Source organism: Criibacterium bergeronii, from assembly GCF_001693775.2.
GTDB classification, from domain to species: domain Bacteria; phylum Bacillota; class Clostridia; order Peptostreptococcales; family Filifactoraceae; genus Peptoanaerobacter; species Peptoanaerobacter bergeronii.
In genome coordinates this window covers 75,045-93,457 of record NZ_MBEW02000006.1, presented here as the reverse complement: position 1 = coordinate 93,457, position 18,413 = coordinate 75,045, and the positions used below count along the sequence as shown (strand labels likewise).

The window sequence follows — 18,413 nt, the reverse complement described above, 5'->3', positions numbered from 1 at the left end:
ATTAAGCTTAACACTGATAATTACCGGGTAATATTAAGTTAACTTTAGAGTAGTGGCTAAAGAGCAAAGCTCAGCGCCTTCAATAAATCCTGTAAATACTCAAAGCAGTACCATAAATGGAACTGGTACTCCCGGCTCTACCATCACAGTAACATTCCCAAATGGCTCTAAGCTTACAACTACAGCCGACAATAACGGTAACTGGTTGGTAAATGTTCCAGCAGATACTAATCTAAAAGAAAATGACACCATTGGTGTAACCGAAAAAACAAGCGATACATTAGAAAGCAACCCAACTAATACAACAGTTACTACTAAATATAATTAAATAAACTTTTTAAAGAGCTGCTCTATAACTAGGGCAGCTCTTTTTGTAAAAAATTTTAATAATTAGCATATACAAATTTAAGCAGATTTTAATACTCACATTATAGTATTATGCTACAAGTATTATACATTTGTATTACGTTTTAATTTCAACTAGATAAAAGGTATTTCAAATATGTTATAATCAAGTAACCAAAATTTAAATTGAGGAGAAAAAATGAAAAAAAATGCAGTTTCTATAGTGCTTGCTCTAGCACTTATGTTTGGAATACAAAACAGTACCCATGCAGCAGAAAAATTAACATATGATGCAGCGTTAAAAATGGCTTACGCCAACAACCTTACTCTAGAGCGTACAAAGGATAGTGCAGATAAAATAGATGATACTTTAACTACCGGCATAAGTGGTATGTTCCCTGAGGTTGACCCGCAGATGGCATCAGAATATATGGCAGCTAGCATCGTAAACTCAAAGTCCACAGCCTACAATGACCTAATAAACAATCAACAGCTTACAAAGCAAAGCATAGATGTACAAAAAGAGGCAATAGGTTTAGGCTTAAAAAATTCATTTATAACTATAGAAAACCTTGAAAAAAATGCTACACTACTAGATAAAAAAATTGCCAACATGAGAAATACTCTTAACGTTAATATAATAAAATACAAAATCGGAATGATTAGCAAGATGGATTTTGACAAAGCCAATTTAGACTACGAAGAATTACTTTCTGAAAAAAATGAAAATGTTTTAAAACTAAAAATGGCATATAGCGACCTAGAAAACCTACTTGGTACAAAAAATGAAAAAAAAATAAGCTACATAGATTTAGCATACACTCCTGTTTCTAAATTAAACCTGTCACTAAACTCACAAATAGGACAAGCAGTAGCTGAAGCTCCAAGTATAATAGCTCAAAACAATCAAATCTACTTATTGGAACAAAAAATAAAATACAATTTGTTAGATCAACTCCAAACCTCTTTACCTTCTAAAGAGTCAAAAATAGACGTAAAGATTAAAAATACAGAGCTGCGACTTAGCAAGAATGACGTAAAGACAGCCGTTATAAGCACAGAAAACCGCCTACAAAATATGGAAGCTCAAATAGAAAATTTGGAAGTGCAAAAGAAAAATCTTGAGCAGTCTGTCAAACAACTTGACGCAACCGTAAACTTAGGCTTAAAGACTAAAATGGAATTAGATACAGTGAACCTTTCTTTAGACGAAATTACACAGACCTTAGAAAATCTTAAAGAAACTCATCAAATTTTGCTTGAAAGATATCAAAAACCATATCTATTGACACTTGGAGGACAAGCATGAAATTAAATAAAATTATAGTCCTTTCCCTCTCAGCCATATTTTTATCTACCAATCTCTCATTTGCACAAAAGCCAATGACACTAGATTTTGAGCAGGCAAGGCAAATGGCTGTAAATAACTCTGAAAAATTAAAATTGCAAGACGAAATGATAGACAGTTTAGCCAAAAAAAATGCCCTTCAACAGTCAGACCCTCACCAAAACAAACCTGACTACGAATACAACGGCATAACCAAAACTGAGGTATACAACAACACTTATAAGACCTATGATTACGAAAAAATACTAAAAAATATCACAAGAGAAAAAGAAAGCGAAATTTTTGCAAGCGAAAATAAAACCTTCAATTTTTATAAGACTATATATGATTTAGAAAAACAAATCCAAGACAAAAATCTTGCCATTACAAATCAGCAAAAAATAGTCTATCAAAATGAAGTAAAGCTTAAAAATAAGATAATAACTCAATTAACCCTAGACATGGAAAAAAATAAGCTGGATTTATTAAAGCTCCAGCTGGCTGATTTACAAAGGCAAATAGCTTTACAAAAAAGTCAGTTTAAAAAGCATCTAGGCATTGATGAAAAAACTGACATCGTCCTTACAATTACTGAGCCGGATATATCTACTGTACTAAATCCGAAAGACGCCTTAGCTCAAGCAATGCTAAAAAATAATTCCTTTGTAGATTTAAAAGACGATATGGACGAGCTTTTAAAGGATATGAAGTGGATTGACCTACTTAATCAAAAAGGCACTGTTGAGCAGCAGCAAGAGCTGATAGACAAGAAAAAAGAAGATATCAACGAAAAAACAAGGACTTCATTATATAGCTATGATAAGACAGTCAATCAGATTTTAGTTTTGACAGAAAATTTAAGAAAAGACAAAATTGAAAATGAACAGCTAAATATTGAGAAACAAAAAAATGCCCTGCTAAATAAATCAGGCTTGACCACACTCAACACCTATGACGCTACTGATTATCAAATCAGTCAAAACCTACTTTCTCAAGTAGATAAAGTGATAAAAATAAGACAGCTAATGCTGGATTACTACACTGATATCAACCTATAAGGAGGATTTTATGAGCTATCCATATTACCAGTACAAAAAAAGTAGCTTATTAAAAAATAAGCTTGCCCTAAAAATCGATGAGAGTGCAAAATACAAAAGCTTTTTTAAAAGCCAAAGAGCAGAAAAAATAAGTCAAGAAGATATGATAGACCTAGTAGAAGAGGCAAATAAAATGATATTTTCTAAAATGATGGGAATATGATTATAATATGAGCACAACAAAAGAAATTGAAATCATAGGCTGCATAAACGTGCCTGAAGAAGTTAGCTCTGATGAAGTCATAGACACATTTATAGAATATGTAGAGTCTCATGGCTGGTTTTTTGGAGGCGGATTTAGGACAATACAAGACGGATATTATATCAATGCTGACGGCACAAAAGCAGAACCAGTGCTTGGTGATTATTGATATCCTCATTAAATAAAGCATATTATTTAAAATTTAATTTTAATTAAGGAGAGCAACGACAATGAAGAAAAAAATAGCAATTTTAGCTTGTATTACTGCAATACTATTTGTGTTTACTTCCTACGCTGTAACTGAAAACAGCACTAAAAGTGGAGGATATTTTAACTTTGACAGCCCTAAAAAAATCCAGTTTGGAAATGCCGATGCAAAAAAAATGGCAAAAGAATTAGTGTTGGTAGACGAAAGCGGCAAAGAGTATTATGCAGTAACCAATGTACTTGATAGCTCCAGCTTAGCCATCTCCCCTATAAACGGCTCAAAATCAAAGCTAAAGGTTAAATGTACTGATAACTACAGTGTATCAGATTATAACGGTATAATTTACCTGCAAAATCAAACAAATTTGGATAACATAGCAAAAAGCATTCCGCTATTTTATCCTGTTTGCTATGAAAATTCCATGCTGAGAACCACTGAAACAAAAGACGAAATATCAGAAAATGCTAAGACCGCAAATGATAGCGACCATTCAAACACTAACGTACAAACCAAAGGTGTTGACGAGGCAGACATAGTAAAAACAGATGGAAAAAATATCTATTATTTAAAAAATGATGGAGTTACCATAGTATCAGCCAACCCTAGCAATATGCAGATACTATCTAAAATTCAGTTGAACTTTATCAACGATATGTATCTTGACAATGGCAAGCTTACCTTAATATATGATAACAGCTCTAGCAACAACAGCAATGCTAAGGTTAAATATGATGCTAGCTACTCCGAAAAAAGAACAATAGGAGTAAATATATATAACATTTCTGACGCTAAAAATCCAAAATTAATTTCTACTAAGACACTTGACGGATTTTATAACCAATCAAGAAAAAAAGCAAACAAATTATATATATCAAGCTATGTAGACTTTGACGTCAAATATCCTGAACCACCATATCCAAATGACGATATGCTAAGAACAAAATCTTCAAACTATATGCCAAAAGCTTCTAAAGTAACTACAACTTTACCATTAAATGAAATAATCTATCTGCCATTTACTACTTCATTTGGAGTTACTAAAATATCAGCACTTAATGAAAATACTTCCAGCAATGGCTCAGCTATAATGTATATGGGTAACTCAGATAACCTGTATATGTCCTTAGACAATATTTATATATCTTCCTACAGCAACGATAATCAGGACAATATATATTTTTCACAAAAAACTACTATAAGCAAATTCGCACTAAAAAATAACGGCAAAAAAGATTTTGAATACAAGGGTTCTGCTCTGATAGAAGGAAGTCCACTAAATCAATTCTCATTCAACGAAAAAGATGGCAAGCTTTTTGTAGCATACACAATAAATGACTTGGAGCAAGAAAATAAAACAGAAAACAGACTAGCGTCCTTTGACGAAAATATGAAAAAATTGTCTGAAGTACAAAACCTTGCCCTTGGTGAAAGAATTTATTCAGTACGTTATATGAAGGACAAGGCATATATAGTAACCTTCAAGCAGGTTGACCCACTTTTTGTAATAGATATAAAAAATCCTCAAAAAATGCAAATATTAGGATACCTTAAAGTACCCGGTTACAGTGATTACCTACACCCATTCAAGGACAATTACCTAATAGGCTTTGGCTATGACACAAATCAAAAAAATAACGGGGCAGTAGTAAATAGCGGCTACAAGGTTTCATTGTTTGATATAAGCGACTTTAAAAATCCAAAACAAATAGATACTAAAGTAATAGGAAAACAAGGCACATACAGCCCACTATCCTCAGACCATAAAGCACTTATGTTTGATTACAACAGAAATATATTTGCCTTCCCTGTACAAGTTACTGATTTAGTTAAAAAGACTTATAATGGCGATACCTATGAAGAAGAAATCCCAGTATTTAATGGAGCTTATGTATTTTCCGTATCAGAAAAAGGCTTTAACCTAAAAGGAAAAATAACTCATTTAAATGCTAAACAGCAAAAAGAAAGTCAAAACCATATATATGATTACGATGCCCAAATACAAAGAGCCGTACAAATAGGCAATACCATTTACACTATTTCCGATGGAGGCATAAAATCTACCAATATGACAAGCTTCAAGGAAGTATCATATATAAAGCTGTAAAAATGAATTTTTAAATTCTTTTTAATCTGAAATATTATAAATAAGGACTGTTGAATAAGAAGTATAAAGCTTATTCGACAGTCTTTTTTTTAAATTATTCATTATTTTCAGATATACTATTAATTTATTTTATTTAAACTTAACTTTTTTACTTTACCTTGAACTATAAAATTTAATAAGCCTTTTTTACATTTTTCATACTTAATTTAATCTAATACTAAAATAAATGTTTTTGTACTACATTTCCTTGAATTCGTTTTTCTAATGTGATATAATAAATGCAAGATTTATTGCAAATCTTTTTTGCAGTAAACCTTTTCAAGATTTTTATCTTTCCTTATCTATATGGAGGTTTTATGCAAGATACAATATTTACTATGGGAGTAGATATAGGCTCAACTGCTACAAAAGCATTGATACTTAAAGACGGCAAAGAAATCTTCGCCTCTACTATAGTCGATGTTGGAGCTGGTACTTCAGGTCCAGCTAGAGCAGTACAAGAGGTTTCAGAAAAATCAGGACTAAAAAGAGAAGATATCTCTTATATAGTAGCCACAGGCTACGGCAGAAATAGTTTTGAACAAGCAGATATGCAGATGTCTGAATTATCTTGCCATGCAAAGGGAGCATATTTCTTATTTCCAAATGTACGCTCTATCATTGATATAGGTGGTCAGGACTCCAAGGCACTTAAAATCGGCGATGGCGGTATGCTGGAGAATTTTGTCATGAATGACAAATGTGCAGCCGGTACAGGCAGATTTCTTGATGTCATAGCTAAAGTCCTTGAAATAGATGTAGGACAATTAGAAGAATATGACAAAAAAGCAACTAAAGACGTGACAATCAGCTCAACCTGTACAGTATTTGCAGAATCAGAAGTAATTTCCCAGCTAGCTAGAGGCACTAAAATAGAGGACATAATAAAAGGTATACACGAATCTATAGCAAGTCGTGTAGGCTCTCTTGCAAAAAGAATAGGTATACAAGATGACGTGGTTATGACTGGAGGCGTTGCCTTGAACAAGGGTATGGTTAGAGCCTTATCCGAAAATTTAGGTCATGAAATCAAAACAAGCCCTTATTGTCAGCTAAATGGAGCACTTGGAGCATCAATATTTGCTTATCAAAAAGCTATAGCTAAAAAATAATTTCATAAACTAAATATTTTTGCATATAAATTGAATTTTCAATTTAAATATAATTTTAAATATAAAACTTTACAAATAAGTATTTATATTTAAATTATTTTAGTTATAATATTATATAGCACAAGCTTATAAAATTATGACTAAACCTTACTTAATTTTTATTAATTATTTCTTTATTAAGGAGGAAATATGGCAGTTACAAAGATTGAAAAATTACCTAATAAGAAACCTAGACCGATTGAAGGGCATAAGCCTGCTGCTGCAGTTCTTAGAGGCGTTGTTGACATGGTATATAACAATGCTTGGGAGGCAAAAAAAAGAGGCGAACTAGTAGGTTGGAGTTCATCTAAATTTCCAATCGAACTTGCAAAAGCATTCGATTTAAATGTATGTTATCCTGAAAACCATGCAGCAACTACCGCAGCTAAAAAAGATGGTCTTAGACTTTGCCAAGCAGCAGAAGACATGGGTTATGACAATGATATCTGCGGATATGCTAGAATAAGCTTAGCTTATGCAGCAGGTGAACCAACTGATGCAAGAAGAATGCCTCAACCTGACTTTTTACTATGCTGCAACAACATCTGCAACATGATGACAAAATGGTACGAAAACATAGCAAGAATTCACAACATCCCACTAATTTATATAGACATACCTTTCTCAAATACAGTAGAAGTACCTGAGGAAAAGGTTGATTACTTAATGGGTCAGTTCAAATACGCTATTAAGCAACTAGAAGAATTGACCGGCAAAAAATTCCAAGAAGAAAAATTCAACGAAGCTTGCAAAATAGCAAACAGAACAGCAGCTGCATGGTTAAAATCATGCAATTACATGGGTAAAGAGCCATCTCCACTAAGCGGATTTGACCTATTCAACCACATGGCTGATATAGTTGCGGCAAGATGCGAAGTAAAAGCAGCTGAAGGATTTGAATTACTAGCTGAAGAATTTGAACAATCCGTAGCAGAAAACACATCTACTTGGGAATATCCGGAGGAACATAGAATATTATTCGAAGGAATCCCATGCTGGCCAGCACTTAAACCATTGTTCGAACCACTTAAAAATAATGGCGTAAACGTAACAGCAGTTGTATACGCACCTGCATTTGGATTTAGATACGAAACAGTAAGAGAAATGGCAGCTGCATACTGCAAAGCCCCATGCTCAGTATGTATAGAAACAGGCGTTGAATGGAGAGAAACAATGGCTAAGGAAAACGGAATTTCCGGTGCCCTTGTAAACTACAACAGGTCATGCAAGCCTTGGTCTGGAGCAATGCCTGAAATAGAAAGACGTTGGAAAGAAGACCTAGACATACCAGTAATACACTTTGACGGCGACCAAGCAGACGAAAGAAACTTCTCAGCAGAACAGTACAACACAAGAGTACAAGGACTTGTTGAAATCATGAACGAAAGAAAAGCAGAACGTGAAGCAAAAGGCGAAGATGTTTACACTAATTTTGAAAATACCAAGGAAACTGATTGGTCTAAGCCAACTATGTAACAAGGGGGAACAATGAGCGATATAAAATCATTACTAGGACAATTTGCAGACATTGCAGATAACCAAAGAAAATATATAGATAAAGCATTAAACGATGGTAAAAAAGTAGTAGGAATATTCCCATACTACGCACCTGAAGAAATAGTCTATGCCGGAGGAATGCTACCACTAGGCGTTTGGGGTGGACAAGGTCCTATCGAACAGGCTAAAAACTACTTCCCAACATTCTACTATTCATTAGCATTAAGATGCCTAGAAATGGCTCTTGATGGTTCATTAGATGGACTTACAGCATCAATGCTAACTACACTTGATGACACATTAAGACCACTATCACAAAACTATAAAGTAAGTGCCGGCAGAAAAATACCAATGATATTCTTAAACCATGGACAACATAGAAAAGAAGATTTTGGTAAAATTTACAACGCAAAAATATTTAAAAATGCTAAAGAAGAACTAGAAAAAATATCCGGAATTCAAATTTCAAATGAAAATCTTAAAAAAGCATTTGTTGTATACAACGAAAATAGAGCAGAAAAAAGAAAATTCATAAAATTAGCTGCAACTCATCCACAAACAATAAAAGCATCAGACAGATGCAAAGTGCTTAAAGCAGGCTACCACATCTTCAAAGACGAACACACAAAAATGCTTAAAGAATTAAATGCAATACTAGAAGCTATGCCAGAAGAAAGCTGGAACGGCATAAAAGTAGTAACAAGCGGTATTATCACTGACAACCCAGGACTACTTGAAGTATTTGACGAATACAAAGTTTGCATAGTAGCAGACGATGTAGCAAGTGAATCAAGAGGCTTAAAAATAGATATAGATACTACAATAGAAGACCCATTTATGGCTCTTGCTGACCAATTTGCTCGTATGGATGAAGACCCAATCCTATGGGACCCTGAACTTAACAAACGTCAAACATATGTAGTAAATCTAGTAAAAGAAAATAATGCAGACGGATGCCTACTATTTATGATGAACTTCAACGACACCGAAGAAATGGAATACCCTTCACTTAAAAAGGCATTTGATAAAGCTGGCATCCCACTAATTAAAATGGGTTATGACCAACAAATGGTTGACTTCGCTCAAGTTAAGACTCAGCTAGAAACCTTTAGCGATATGGTACAAATGAATAGAGCATAGGAGGATATAATGGAAAACGTGTGGGAATACGATGATTTTAATATAAAAGGTTCAGAGCTTAAAGGCATGACACAAAAAGGTAAAGACAAAGTAAAACTACAAGGGCTTACTGATATGATAATACCTGAAAAAGCTCAAGATGGTACACCTATCACAAAAATAGGGGACAATGCTTTTTACAGAAGAAAATTAACATCTGTAGTAATACCTGATACAGTAGAGTCTATAGGCTATGACGCATTTGGTGTATGTGCACTTAAAGAAGTAAAATTACCATCAGCACTAAAAGACATAGAAGGCTTTGCATTCTATAACAATAAACTTGAAAAAGTTGAATTTAATGACAAACTAGAAATAATAGAACCAAGTGCATTTGCTATGAATAACCTAGAACACATTGATTTACCTGAGTCTATGAAATTAATAGACACCTCCAGCTTCTACAACAACAAATTGACAGAAGTAAAAATCCCAGCAGGTGTTAAAAAAATCAATATGTACGCATTCAGAAAAAATAACATTAAAACTGTAGAAGTACCAGCAGGAGCAGATTTACATGAATATGCTTTCCCTGAAGATGCAAAAGTAAATAGATAAGATATAATAACCTTTATTTTATACTAAAATTTGAGTATAATATAAGTAGCTAAAAAAGATAAAAGTTTCTTGCATAGAGACACGAAAAAGCCTACCAGTTGCAGCTGGTAGGCTTTTAAACTAGGCTAATTGTCGCTACTGTTTCCATCTAACCATTTGCAAATATATTAGCTAATTACATTTGCCATGACAGAAACTAAGAATGAGATTAATATATCAGACATCAACACACACCCTTTCTGTTGCCAGATTGGGTGCGACAACTCAAGATTACATACATATAATTTAGTAAGAAAAGAAATAAAACACTTATGCATAGTTTTATTATGATTAGAATATCATCGTAAACAAAGGATGGCACTGATAAATTGATAGCTTTAGCTGATGCTAAAGTTGGTGCAATATATCTAGGTAGTGCTGACGCAGATTTTGCTTTGAGAGACAATTCTTATGATAATTTAGGACAAATTCGCAAAACTGGCATATTTTTGAAAGAAAACTGACAAGCCGGTACAATACAGCACGTTGACGTGGCTTTAGCATAAAAATCTAATATAAAAATAGTAAAAACTGCTCACAACATTCGTTTTGAAGCAGTTTTTATATTTCAGCAATTAGTTTTTATTATATAGTACCAATACTAGACTGTAATTAAATTGTTGAATAAAGGCTAGGTATCTTCATCGAATTGTATTACCGGAGCTAGTGAAACAAAAATATAATTCTTTCTTTAATAATTTTAATTTCGTAAGAGTATTTGAGCCAAAAAATTAGTCACTCTCTTAACCTAATAACCTTGGTTTAGGTATGAATTTCATTGTATACTTTTTATTTATCATAAATTTTAGTTTATCCAATTTATAAGTTAATAATAAACTATTAACCCGTAAACTTAATTAAAATTACCGGTTTTTCCAAAATATAATTAATTTTTATTTTTTATCTTTAATTATCTATAAATTTATATGGCTCGTCTTGCTCAAAAACATAAACCACATCGTAGGCTAAAACTGGATTTACAGATATATAATGCCCCATATAAAAAATCTTTTGGATTATTCCAAATGTAGCTCCAACGCTTAGCATTGCATGGTCTTGATTGTAAAAATCTAAAACTTCTTTTGGCAAGTTATCAAAGGAAATTACACTGTCTCCTTTAACTTTACCAAATGCTTTTATAAATTCTGATTTATCTTTAAGTGAAAATTGCTCGATGTTATGTGATTTCTTAGAAGTAAAATCCATTTGTGTATCTCTTGCCATAAATGAGGTCACTTTTGCCTGCGTACCTATGCTATAGTAAGCATTTCCAAGTTTTTCTTTTATAAAGCCGCCCATGGTCTTTTGCATTTTGCTTTCCCTTGATATATGAGCATTATGTCCTAAAAGTAAGATTGTCTTACCTTCCTCATTTTGGATATACATTGCGTTTTCTGCCATGGCTTTATCTCTAAAATTTGCTGAATCTGTAGTATAATTCACATTAGATGTCTGCTCTAATGTAGGCTCATAATTTATTTCTTGCTCAAGTACTTTTAGATTTAGCATTATACTTGTTTTTTCTTCTCCTAAAGCTTTTTGAGCTAATAAATTTCTTATTTCTTTTATAACATTTATGTCTTTTACATCAATTTTTTTATTTACGATTAGTTTTGCTAGTGTTTTATTTAATTCGTCCTTTGGTCTGTCCCATTGTTGTATATCTATTCCATAAAAGCTGATATTTGCTCCACTGTCATTTATCTGTTTAAGCCATAAAAATAAATCTTTCATTTCTTGAGTTTGATATAAGAAATAGGTAAAATCCTGCATAATTTCGTCTATAGTTTTATCAGATTTTCCATGTATATACTCATTGACTCTTTTTCCATCTACATATGGTATCTCCAATACTATTGAACTTAGTTCGCCTTTTTCATATAACTTTTGGGCAATTTCTTTTCTTAATTTTTGTGTCTTACTATTGCCATGTGAATACTCCCCTAAGCCTACTATTTTGTAGGTTTTTTCTATTTTAAAGTCTTTTGTTTTTTTTGCTATGCTTGCGACTTTATTTTGTATATCTTGATTAACTTCCAACTTAGTTTTTAAAATGCTCTGATTTTGCTTATTTATGTAAAACAAAGCTATGCAAATTAATGATACTATTAAAATTAACGTTACAATAAATATTCTTTTAATCCATTTTAACATTTTTTTCCCTTTTATTGCTCTATATAATTTTTAATGATTTTATTATATTTCAGATTTTTATTTTATGCCTTTATTTAACCTTACAAACATGGAAATTTAGCTTACAATTTTGTAAGTTTATGCTAATTATTTAAAAAGCCTACTAGCTAGGCTAGTAGACTTTTGAATTTATTTAGTATAGTGTCCTTTTCATGCAAATATCAATATACTATCTTTTTCTATAAGATATACCAGTCTATGCTCATCATTTATTCTTCTGCTCCATAGTCCTGCAAGATTTTCCTTTAGTGGCTCAGGTTTTCCTATTCCCTCAAACGGATGCCTAGATATATCTTTTATCAAACTATTTATTTTTTTTAAAATTTTTTTATCTTGAGCTTGCCAATACAAATAATCTTCTCACGCATCAAAATCTCATTTTATTATTTTAGCTTCCATATACTAGTCCTGTATTATATCATGAGTTGAAAAATTTAATTTCCCGGACTTATAGTCAGAATATTTCTTTTCTAGATAAGATATATTTCCTTCAGAATAAAATGGGTCTACACTAATTTCGAATGGAATTCTTTTTTCTCTACCTACTTTTTTTGCAAAGATTGTAAATGCTGCACTCATTGATAGTCCAAGTTCATCACAAGCTTGTTCCATCATTTTTTTGACATCTTCATTTAATTTAAAATTCACATTAACTGTTTTAGACATAAAATCACCCCTTTTTTTCTTATTATAAAATAAAAGTAAGAAAATGTAAAGAAATATACTTGGCATTTTCTTACTTTTAATCTTTGCTAAAAAGCTACTAATGTCTATCATATTTAATTATTTTAGATATTCCAATGCCACGTTTATGTGAAATTGGCAGGCTATTTTTAGTGCTTCTTCGTCTATGTCGAACTTTTCGCTATGTGCCGGTTAAATAGCTAATATTTTTGTGGCTCCTAGAAGTGCTGCTGTGTGTGCATCATGTCCGCAGGCATGATTTAGTCCTTGATTTTTTGACTTATAATCTGCGTCTTTGGCATCATTCATTTCAAGTGCGTCCATATCGGCTCTTAAAAATATTGTTTTTCCTGCATTTTTGCCTTTTATTTCTGCTAATACTCCCGTCTCACCGACTGTTACATAATCAATATTTATCCTATCAAGTTCTTGTTTGATAAATTTTGAGGTTTCATATTCTTTTAGTGAGCTTTCCGGATGCTCATGCAAATATTTTCTAGTCGACACTAGGAATGGATATATTTTTTCTACTTCTTCACTTATATTCAATTTTTCAGCCCCTTACTAATAAAATATCAAAATATTATCTATACGGGCGAACTTTGTCCGCCCAATTTGTCTTATTTCCAAGCAGGAATTGATGAACCTTTTGTTGTTTCATCAATAGCTTTGGCTGTTTCATCAGTCTGATATGCTTGGGCTATTTTTTTTAAAACTTCATTGTCTTTATTTTCTTCTTTTGTTGCAATGATGTTGATATATGGTTTTGAGTTGTCGTCTACCGGTTCTAAGAAAAATGAGTCTTTTGTAGGTATATAGCCTGCATCTATTGCCATTCCGTTATTTATTGCTGCTGCTGTCACGTCATCAAGACTTCTTGCTGTTTGTGATGCGTCTAAGGCAATAATTTCTAGGTTTAGTGGATTTTCTGTGATATCGTCCTTTGTAAGGTCGTCTCCTGCTTGCCCATTTACTTTTATTAGTCCTGCTGTTTGTAGTAATATTAATGCTCTTGAGCCATTTGATACGTCATCTGGTATTGCTATGCGGTCGCCATTTTTTATTTCTGATACATCTTTAATTTTTGATGAATATAATCCCAATGGTGCAAGCACTGTATCTCCTATAGAAACTATATTTGAACCTTTTTCTTTATTAAAATTATCTAAAAATCTTTGATGTTGAAATGAATTTAGCTGTAAGTCTCCTGACAATAATGCCTCATTTGGCTGATTATAATCTGTAAATGTCACTAGCTCAGCATATATGTCTTGTTCTTGAAGTCTTGCTATTACTCCATCCCAAACCTCCGTGTCTTCGCCTACTACTCCTATTTTTACCGGATTGTCTTTAGTACCAAGATTTTCCGGTAGTCCGGCAGTCTTTTTTTCTCCTGTGCAAGCTGCAAGCAGTGATATTGTCAGTACGATTGTTAATAGTTTAAATAATTTTTTCATTTTTTTCTCCTTATTTTTTATTAATGATTTACTTTCTTTATCAAAATATTTGAAACTCCTTGAATTGCATATACTATTGCCAAAATAATTAGTGTAGCAACTATAGTAATGTCGTCTTTATACCTATTATATCCTTGTGATATAGCTACCTTACCAAGTCCGCCTGCTCCTATAGCTCCAGCCATAGCAGTAAGTCCGACTAAAGATATCAATGTTATAGCTGATACCCTTATCAGTGATGGTAAACCCTCTTTTAGGTAAACTCCTGTTATAATCTCAAATGGTGAGTCGCCCATACTTTCAGATGCCTCAACTATGCCTTTGTCTACTTGTATTAGTGCATTTTCCACTTGCTTGGCAAAAAATGGAAATGTACCAAAAACCAGTGGCACTATTGCCGCCCTTTCTCCTATGCGTGTGCCGACAATTTCTTTTGTAAGTGGGGCAATAATTGCAAGTAACACTATAAATGGTATGCTCCTCATAAAATTAATCAATTTATCCAAAATTGAATTTGCAAGTTTATTTTCTAAAATGCCCCCATCAGTTGTTACTACAAGTATTATTCCTATTACAAGTCCAATTATTCCTGCTATTATTGCTGTGAAAAATGTCATATAAAGTGTGTTTACAGTTTCTACTAACCATTCATTACCTAAAGATATAGCATTTTTAAACATCTAAACCACCTCCGTTCTTATTTTATTATTATTTAGATAATCAATAGCACTGTCTATTTGTTCCCCGTCAAACCTTACAATGAGACTGCCAAGCGGTACACCTTGTATATAATTTATGTCTGCTATCAAAATATTTGTCTCTACTCCAAATTTTTTGTATATTTCTATCATAAAAGGCTTGTAAGTAACTTCTCCCACAAACTGTAATAGATAAAGCAGTTTGTCCGGCATAGCGGATTTTAGTTTTACTACACTTTCCAATTTATGAAGTGCCGCATCTATAAATTCTTTTGTAATGTCATTTTTTGGATTTGTAAAAATATCTATAGTGTCTCCTGTTTCCACTATATTTCCCTCTTGCATAAGTGAGCATTTGTTGCATATTGCCTTTACAACCTGCATTTCGTGAGTAATTATCACTATTGTTATGCCTAAACTTTCATTTACTTTTTTTAGTAGGTCTAAAATTGATTTTGTAGTTTTTGGGTCTAAAGCTGAGGTAGCCTCATCACAAAGCAGTACATCAGGTTGTGTAGCTAAGGCTCTAGCTATAGCTACTCTTTGCTTTTGTCCACCACTAAGCTCCTTTGGGTAGGCAGTTGCCTTGCTTGAAATTTCTACCATTTCTAGTAGATTGTTTACTCTTTTTATTTTTTCTTCTTTTGGTATGTCTAGCTTTCTTAAAGGGTAATAGACATTTTCAAAAACTGTCCTTGCATTCATCAGATTAAAATGCTGAAATATCATACCTATTTTTTTTCTTATAGTTCTAATTTTTTTGTCGTCCATAGCAGTTAGCTCATCTTCTCCAACAAAAACTTTTCCTGTGGTAGGTCTTTGCAGAAGGTTTATACATCTTACCAGCGTAGACTTTCCAGCTCCTGAGTAGCCAACTATGCCGTAGATATCTCCCTTTTCTACTTTTAGGCTAACCTTCTTGAGTGCCTTTGTAATTTTTTTATTTCTTTCAAATTCTACTGTTATGTTTTCTAAACTTATCATTTAATCACCTCAATTTTTTAAATTTTTCTAATAAATTGGAAATATAGATTTTTTTGCTTGTTGCGTCTTAAATTTAAGTATAAAAAAAGTCCTTATGTGTAATTAAACACATAAGGACGTATTATCATACGTGGTACCACCTTAGTTTAGGATATTATGGTGCAAATATCCCCTCATTGTAACTGCCATCACAGTCCTCTCTTGATAACGGAAAGACTCCCGATAGGAGCTAACAAACCTATGCTCACTCCTATAAACTCAAAGACCATATTCACAAAAACATCGCCTTGACCCTCTCACCTACCGGTCTTCTCTGTAAAAACTATTTTTTGCTACTCATCTTATCCTAGTATTTTATTAAGTTTTTCATCAATTTAAAAATTATTGAAACTTATTATACAGCATTAATTTATTTTGTCAAGCACCTTTTTTCAAAAAAACTTCTTAGTCGCCATAACATTTGTTATTTCGAATACAGACAACCATTTAAATATGTTTATTGGAGACAAGAATTTTTGCTAAATACCTTTTCTTAACTAATATCAAACAAGCTAAAAGCCCCCATAAAATTTGGAGGCTTTTAGCTTGTATTATTATATTTAGAGGATGTATGACAAAAATATAAATCTGCTCCTACATAAACCTAATTCAAATTTGTTGACCCTGCCATACTCAAAAGCCATTTATCGTTATCTTTTTTAAATCCCAAAAGTAGTTGTGCTGTATCATCATCAGATGCTAACCATAGGTAATTTCTACGTTCAGCCATATCATCATAAAAATAAGTATTTGCGTCTTTACCTATCTTAGCTACACAATCTTCATATGTCAAATTTCCTCCGGGTTCTTTTCCCGGCAGAAATAATGTGTTTCCTTCAAGTGTTTCATTTATAAATTTTGATAACGAAGCTTTTTCAACCTTTTCTTCTGACATTTTTTGCTCTTCTGTTGACTCATATTTAAGCTCATACTTAGGCTTATCTGCTTCACTTTTTGCTTTATCTGCTTGTGCTTTTCCTTCATCTTTTCCACCACAAGCCACTAATCCCAAGCACAAAGTAAATACAGCTACACCTGTCCCTATACTTTTTATCAAACTATTTTTCATTTCTTATCACACCCTTTTAAAACATAATACTAAAATTAAACTGAAGTGTTATTTACTTTCTTTTTGTTTTTCAAGAACAATTGACATTGTGTCCTCACTCAACGTAATCGTATTGTCTTTAAGTATGTATTTTATTTCTGTTGTTTCTCCACTTGATTTGTCAATAATCTTGCCGTCCTTCCATTCTACAGGACCTTCTTCACCACCAAAGTTCATAGTGCCTGTACCATCTTCTTTAAGCTCTAATGTAACGTCCATACCAAGTGACTCAAGAGTCTCTCCCTCTATCTTTGTTCCACCTTCTTCTACACTGATTGCCTTGTACTTGCCTACTTCAGGTGCTACTTTTTTGCCACCGCAAGCTGTGATACTGAACACTAAGAAAAATACTGTAAGCATAGCTGTGATTTTTTTGATATTGTTTGTTTTTAACATAACTGCCTCCTAAAAATAATGTTTTTAATTATTTTATTTCAACTTTTTTTCATTATACGTCAACAAAATAATAATTACATCCACCAAATGGCTGATATTTAATAAATAAATATGTAAAATAAATTCTGTTTCTGCAAATAATAAATAAAGACAAAAAAGTTATTATTACAACAACTTTTTTGTCTTTAATCTAAGATGTATGTTATTTGACAAAGTAAATGCACATAGGTTTAGGATTGATGTTGCATTTAGTTTTGAAACTTATCATTTTTTAATAAGGTAATAAAATACAAAATTTATAAGTTCTTTATTTATTGAGTAGTTTTACAGTTCCTCTAAAATTTTTTTTAGTTTTTTTATATTCATACATTATTTTGTCAGTCTCTTCCAGTAAATCCTCCGCTATTAAATCTTGTATGCCCTCTACATATTTAGTCCCAAGCGATAATAATAATTTTTATAATCTTTTTCAACCTTGTTATAGAGCAAAAAGCCAATAAAATAAAAGAGACTATTTTATTTGATGCTATTGCAAGCTATAGCCGTGACACCGGTGACACTGTAGATTTAGCAGAATATAGTGTATATGTTGATAAATTTGGATGTTATGGATTATCTCCCTATGACAAAGATAAAAATGTGGATTTTTACTATCGTGCCGACCTAAAAATATTATATCAGTCAAAGCGAATAAATGGAGTTTGGGATGAACTAGACAATGATTATATCTACGACCCTAAAGAATATATCGACAGTCATAACTTGAGAAGTTTTGTCGACTTTTACAATTATTTTAATTTCGTTGCTTATATGAAAGATGTGGATATATAATTTATTTAATAATATCCTAAAATGTATTACTAATTTTACATTGTAGACCTGACCTATGTTTAATCATTATAATTTTTATTTTTTAGCCAATATCTTAAAATAGAATAAATGGCATAAATAAACTAAATATATTATATTGCTAAATTTCAACCTTATAATTTTTTATTTTTATTATCCTTTTTAAAATTCTTAAATGTAGAATAAGTAAGAAAACAAAACGAACCTGACGCACATAATAATAGGTATTGGTCATTATTTGTAAATTTCCAAAGTGCTA

21 protein-coding genes and 1 other annotated feature are annotated in these 18,413 nt (G+C 32.2%); of the genes, 12 read left to right on the top strand and 9 right to left on the bottom strand.

The window, feature by feature from the left end:
* Positions 1-52 precede the first annotated feature (52 nt).
* The 11 genes from BBG48_RS04320 (at position 53) to BBG48_RS11365 (ending at position 10,210) form a co-directional block, all read left to right on the top strand.
* On the top strand, positions 53-328 hold the full coding sequence (locus BBG48_RS04320) for an Ig-like domain-containing protein (RefSeq protein WP_068912290.1): 276 nt from the start codon (positions 53-55) through the stop codon (positions 326-328).
* A 216-nt stretch (positions 329-544) separates the two neighbouring features.
* Positions 545-1,654 (top strand): TolC family protein, encoded by a 1,110-nt coding sequence (locus BBG48_RS04315; RefSeq protein WP_068912292.1) that lies wholly within the window; start codon positions 545-547, stop codon positions 1,652-1,654.
* The gene (locus BBG48_RS04310) at positions 1,651-2,730 is read left to right on the top strand and encodes a hypothetical protein (protein WP_068912293.1); all 1,080 of its coding nucleotides are present in this window, start codon (positions 1,651-1,653) and stop codon (positions 2,728-2,730) included. The genes BBG48_RS04315 and BBG48_RS04310 overlap by 4 nt, the downstream gene beginning before the upstream one ends.
* 10 nt (positions 2,731-2,740) lie before the next feature.
* A complete protein-coding gene (locus tag BBG48_RS04305; RefSeq protein WP_068912295.1) occupies positions 2,741-2,932 on the top strand; it encodes a hypothetical protein in 192 nt (63 codons plus the stop codon).
* A gap of 7 nt (positions 2,933-2,939) precedes the next feature.
* Positions 2,940-3,140, top strand: a complete 201-nt coding sequence (locus BBG48_RS04300; protein ID WP_068912297.1) for a hypothetical protein — start codon at positions 2,940-2,942, stop codon at positions 3,138-3,140.
* 61 nt (positions 3,141-3,201) lie between these two features.
* The gene (locus BBG48_RS04295; protein WP_068912299.1) at positions 3,202-5,283 is read left to right on the top strand and encodes a beta-propeller domain-containing protein; all 2,082 of its coding nucleotides are present in this window, start codon (positions 3,202-3,204) and stop codon (positions 5,281-5,283) included.
* Positions 5,284-5,639: 356 nt separating this feature from the next.
* Positions 5,640-6,434 (top strand): acyl-CoA dehydratase activase, encoded by a 795-nt coding sequence (locus BBG48_RS04290; RefSeq protein WP_068912301.1) that lies wholly within the window; start codon positions 5,640-5,642, stop codon positions 6,432-6,434.
* Positions 6,435-6,623: 189 nt separating this feature from the next.
* Positions 6,624-7,949 (top strand): 2-hydroxyacyl-CoA dehydratase subunit D, encoded by a 1,326-nt coding sequence (locus BBG48_RS04285; protein WP_068912302.1) that lies wholly within the window; start codon positions 6,624-6,626, stop codon positions 7,947-7,949.
* Between the two features lie 12 nt (positions 7,950-7,961).
* On the top strand, positions 7,962-9,110 hold the full coding sequence (locus tag BBG48_RS04280; protein WP_068912304.1) for a 2-hydroxyacyl-CoA dehydratase subunit D: 1,149 nt from the start codon (positions 7,962-7,964) through the stop codon (positions 9,108-9,110).
* A 9-nt stretch (positions 9,111-9,119) separates the two neighbouring features.
* Positions 9,120-9,707, top strand: a complete 588-nt coding sequence (locus tag BBG48_RS04275) for a leucine-rich repeat domain-containing protein (protein ID WP_243123023.1) — start codon at positions 9,120-9,122, stop codon at positions 9,705-9,707.
* Between the two features lie 368 nt (positions 9,708-10,075).
* Entirely contained in the window at positions 10,076-10,210 is a 135-nt protein-coding gene (locus tag BBG48_RS11365; RefSeq protein ID WP_274541824.1) for a hypothetical protein, read from the top strand.
* A gap of 442 nt (positions 10,211-10,652) precedes the next feature.
* Here BBG48_RS11365 and BBG48_RS04270 read toward each other — a convergent pair whose 3' ends face one another.
* The 9 genes from BBG48_RS04270 to BBG48_RS04230 all read right to left on the bottom strand — a co-directional run bounded on the left by BBG48_RS04270 (position 10,653) and on the right by BBG48_RS04230 (position 17,305).
* Entirely contained in the window at positions 10,653-11,900 is a 1,248-nt protein-coding gene (locus BBG48_RS04270) for an erythromycin esterase family protein (protein ID WP_068912307.1), read from the bottom strand.
* Positions 11,901-12,089: 189 nt separating this feature from the next.
* On the bottom strand, positions 12,090-12,290 hold the full coding sequence (locus BBG48_RS04265; protein ID WP_068912308.1) for a Txe/YoeB family addiction module toxin: 201 nt from the start codon (positions 12,288-12,290) through the stop codon (positions 12,090-12,092).
* A gap of 51 nt (positions 12,291-12,341) precedes the next feature.
* Positions 12,342-12,605, bottom strand: coding sequence for a type II toxin-antitoxin system RelB/DinJ family antitoxin (locus BBG48_RS04260; protein WP_068912310.1), 264 nt, complete (start codon positions 12,603-12,605; stop codon positions 12,342-12,344).
* A gap of 210 nt (positions 12,606-12,815) precedes the next feature.
* Positions 12,816-13,172, bottom strand: coding sequence for a M20/M25/M40 family metallo-hydrolase (locus tag BBG48_RS04255; protein WP_068912312.1), 357 nt, complete (start codon positions 13,170-13,172; stop codon positions 12,816-12,818).
* 71 nt (positions 13,173-13,243) lie between these two features.
* Complete coding sequence (locus BBG48_RS04250) at positions 13,244-14,080, bottom strand: MetQ/NlpA family ABC transporter substrate-binding protein (protein ID WP_068912314.1); 837 nt, start codon at positions 14,078-14,080, stop codon at positions 13,244-13,246.
* A 20-nt stretch (positions 14,081-14,100) separates the two neighbouring features.
* A complete protein-coding gene (locus BBG48_RS04245; RefSeq protein ID WP_068912315.1) occupies positions 14,101-14,760 on the bottom strand; it encodes a methionine ABC transporter permease in 660 nt (219 codons plus the stop codon).
* Positions 14,761-15,762, bottom strand: coding sequence for a methionine ABC transporter ATP-binding protein (locus BBG48_RS04240; RefSeq protein WP_068912316.1), 1,002 nt, complete (start codon positions 15,760-15,762; stop codon positions 14,761-14,763).
* Positions 15,763-15,871: 109 nt separating this feature from the next.
* Positions 15,872-16,119, bottom strand: a binding site (T-box leader).
* A gap of 286 nt (positions 16,120-16,405) precedes the next feature.
* Positions 16,406-16,870 carry a hypothetical protein gene (locus BBG48_RS04235; RefSeq protein ID WP_068912317.1) on the bottom strand — a complete coding sequence of 155 codons (465 nt, stop codon included), beginning with the start codon at positions 16,868-16,870 and terminating at the stop codon, positions 16,406-16,408.
* Between the two features lie 48 nt (positions 16,871-16,918).
* The gene (locus BBG48_RS04230) at positions 16,919-17,305 is read right to left on the bottom strand and encodes a hypothetical protein (protein WP_068912318.1); all 387 of its coding nucleotides are present in this window, start codon (positions 17,303-17,305) and stop codon (positions 16,919-16,921) included.
* Positions 17,306-17,944: 639 nt separating this feature from the next.
* Here BBG48_RS04230 and BBG48_RS10890 point away from each other — a divergent pair.
* Positions 17,945-18,136 carry a hypothetical protein gene (locus BBG48_RS10890; RefSeq protein ID WP_144398537.1) on the top strand — a complete coding sequence of 64 codons (192 nt, stop codon included), beginning with the start codon at positions 17,945-17,947 and terminating at the stop codon, positions 18,134-18,136.
* Positions 18,137-18,413: the final 277 nt, after the last annotated feature.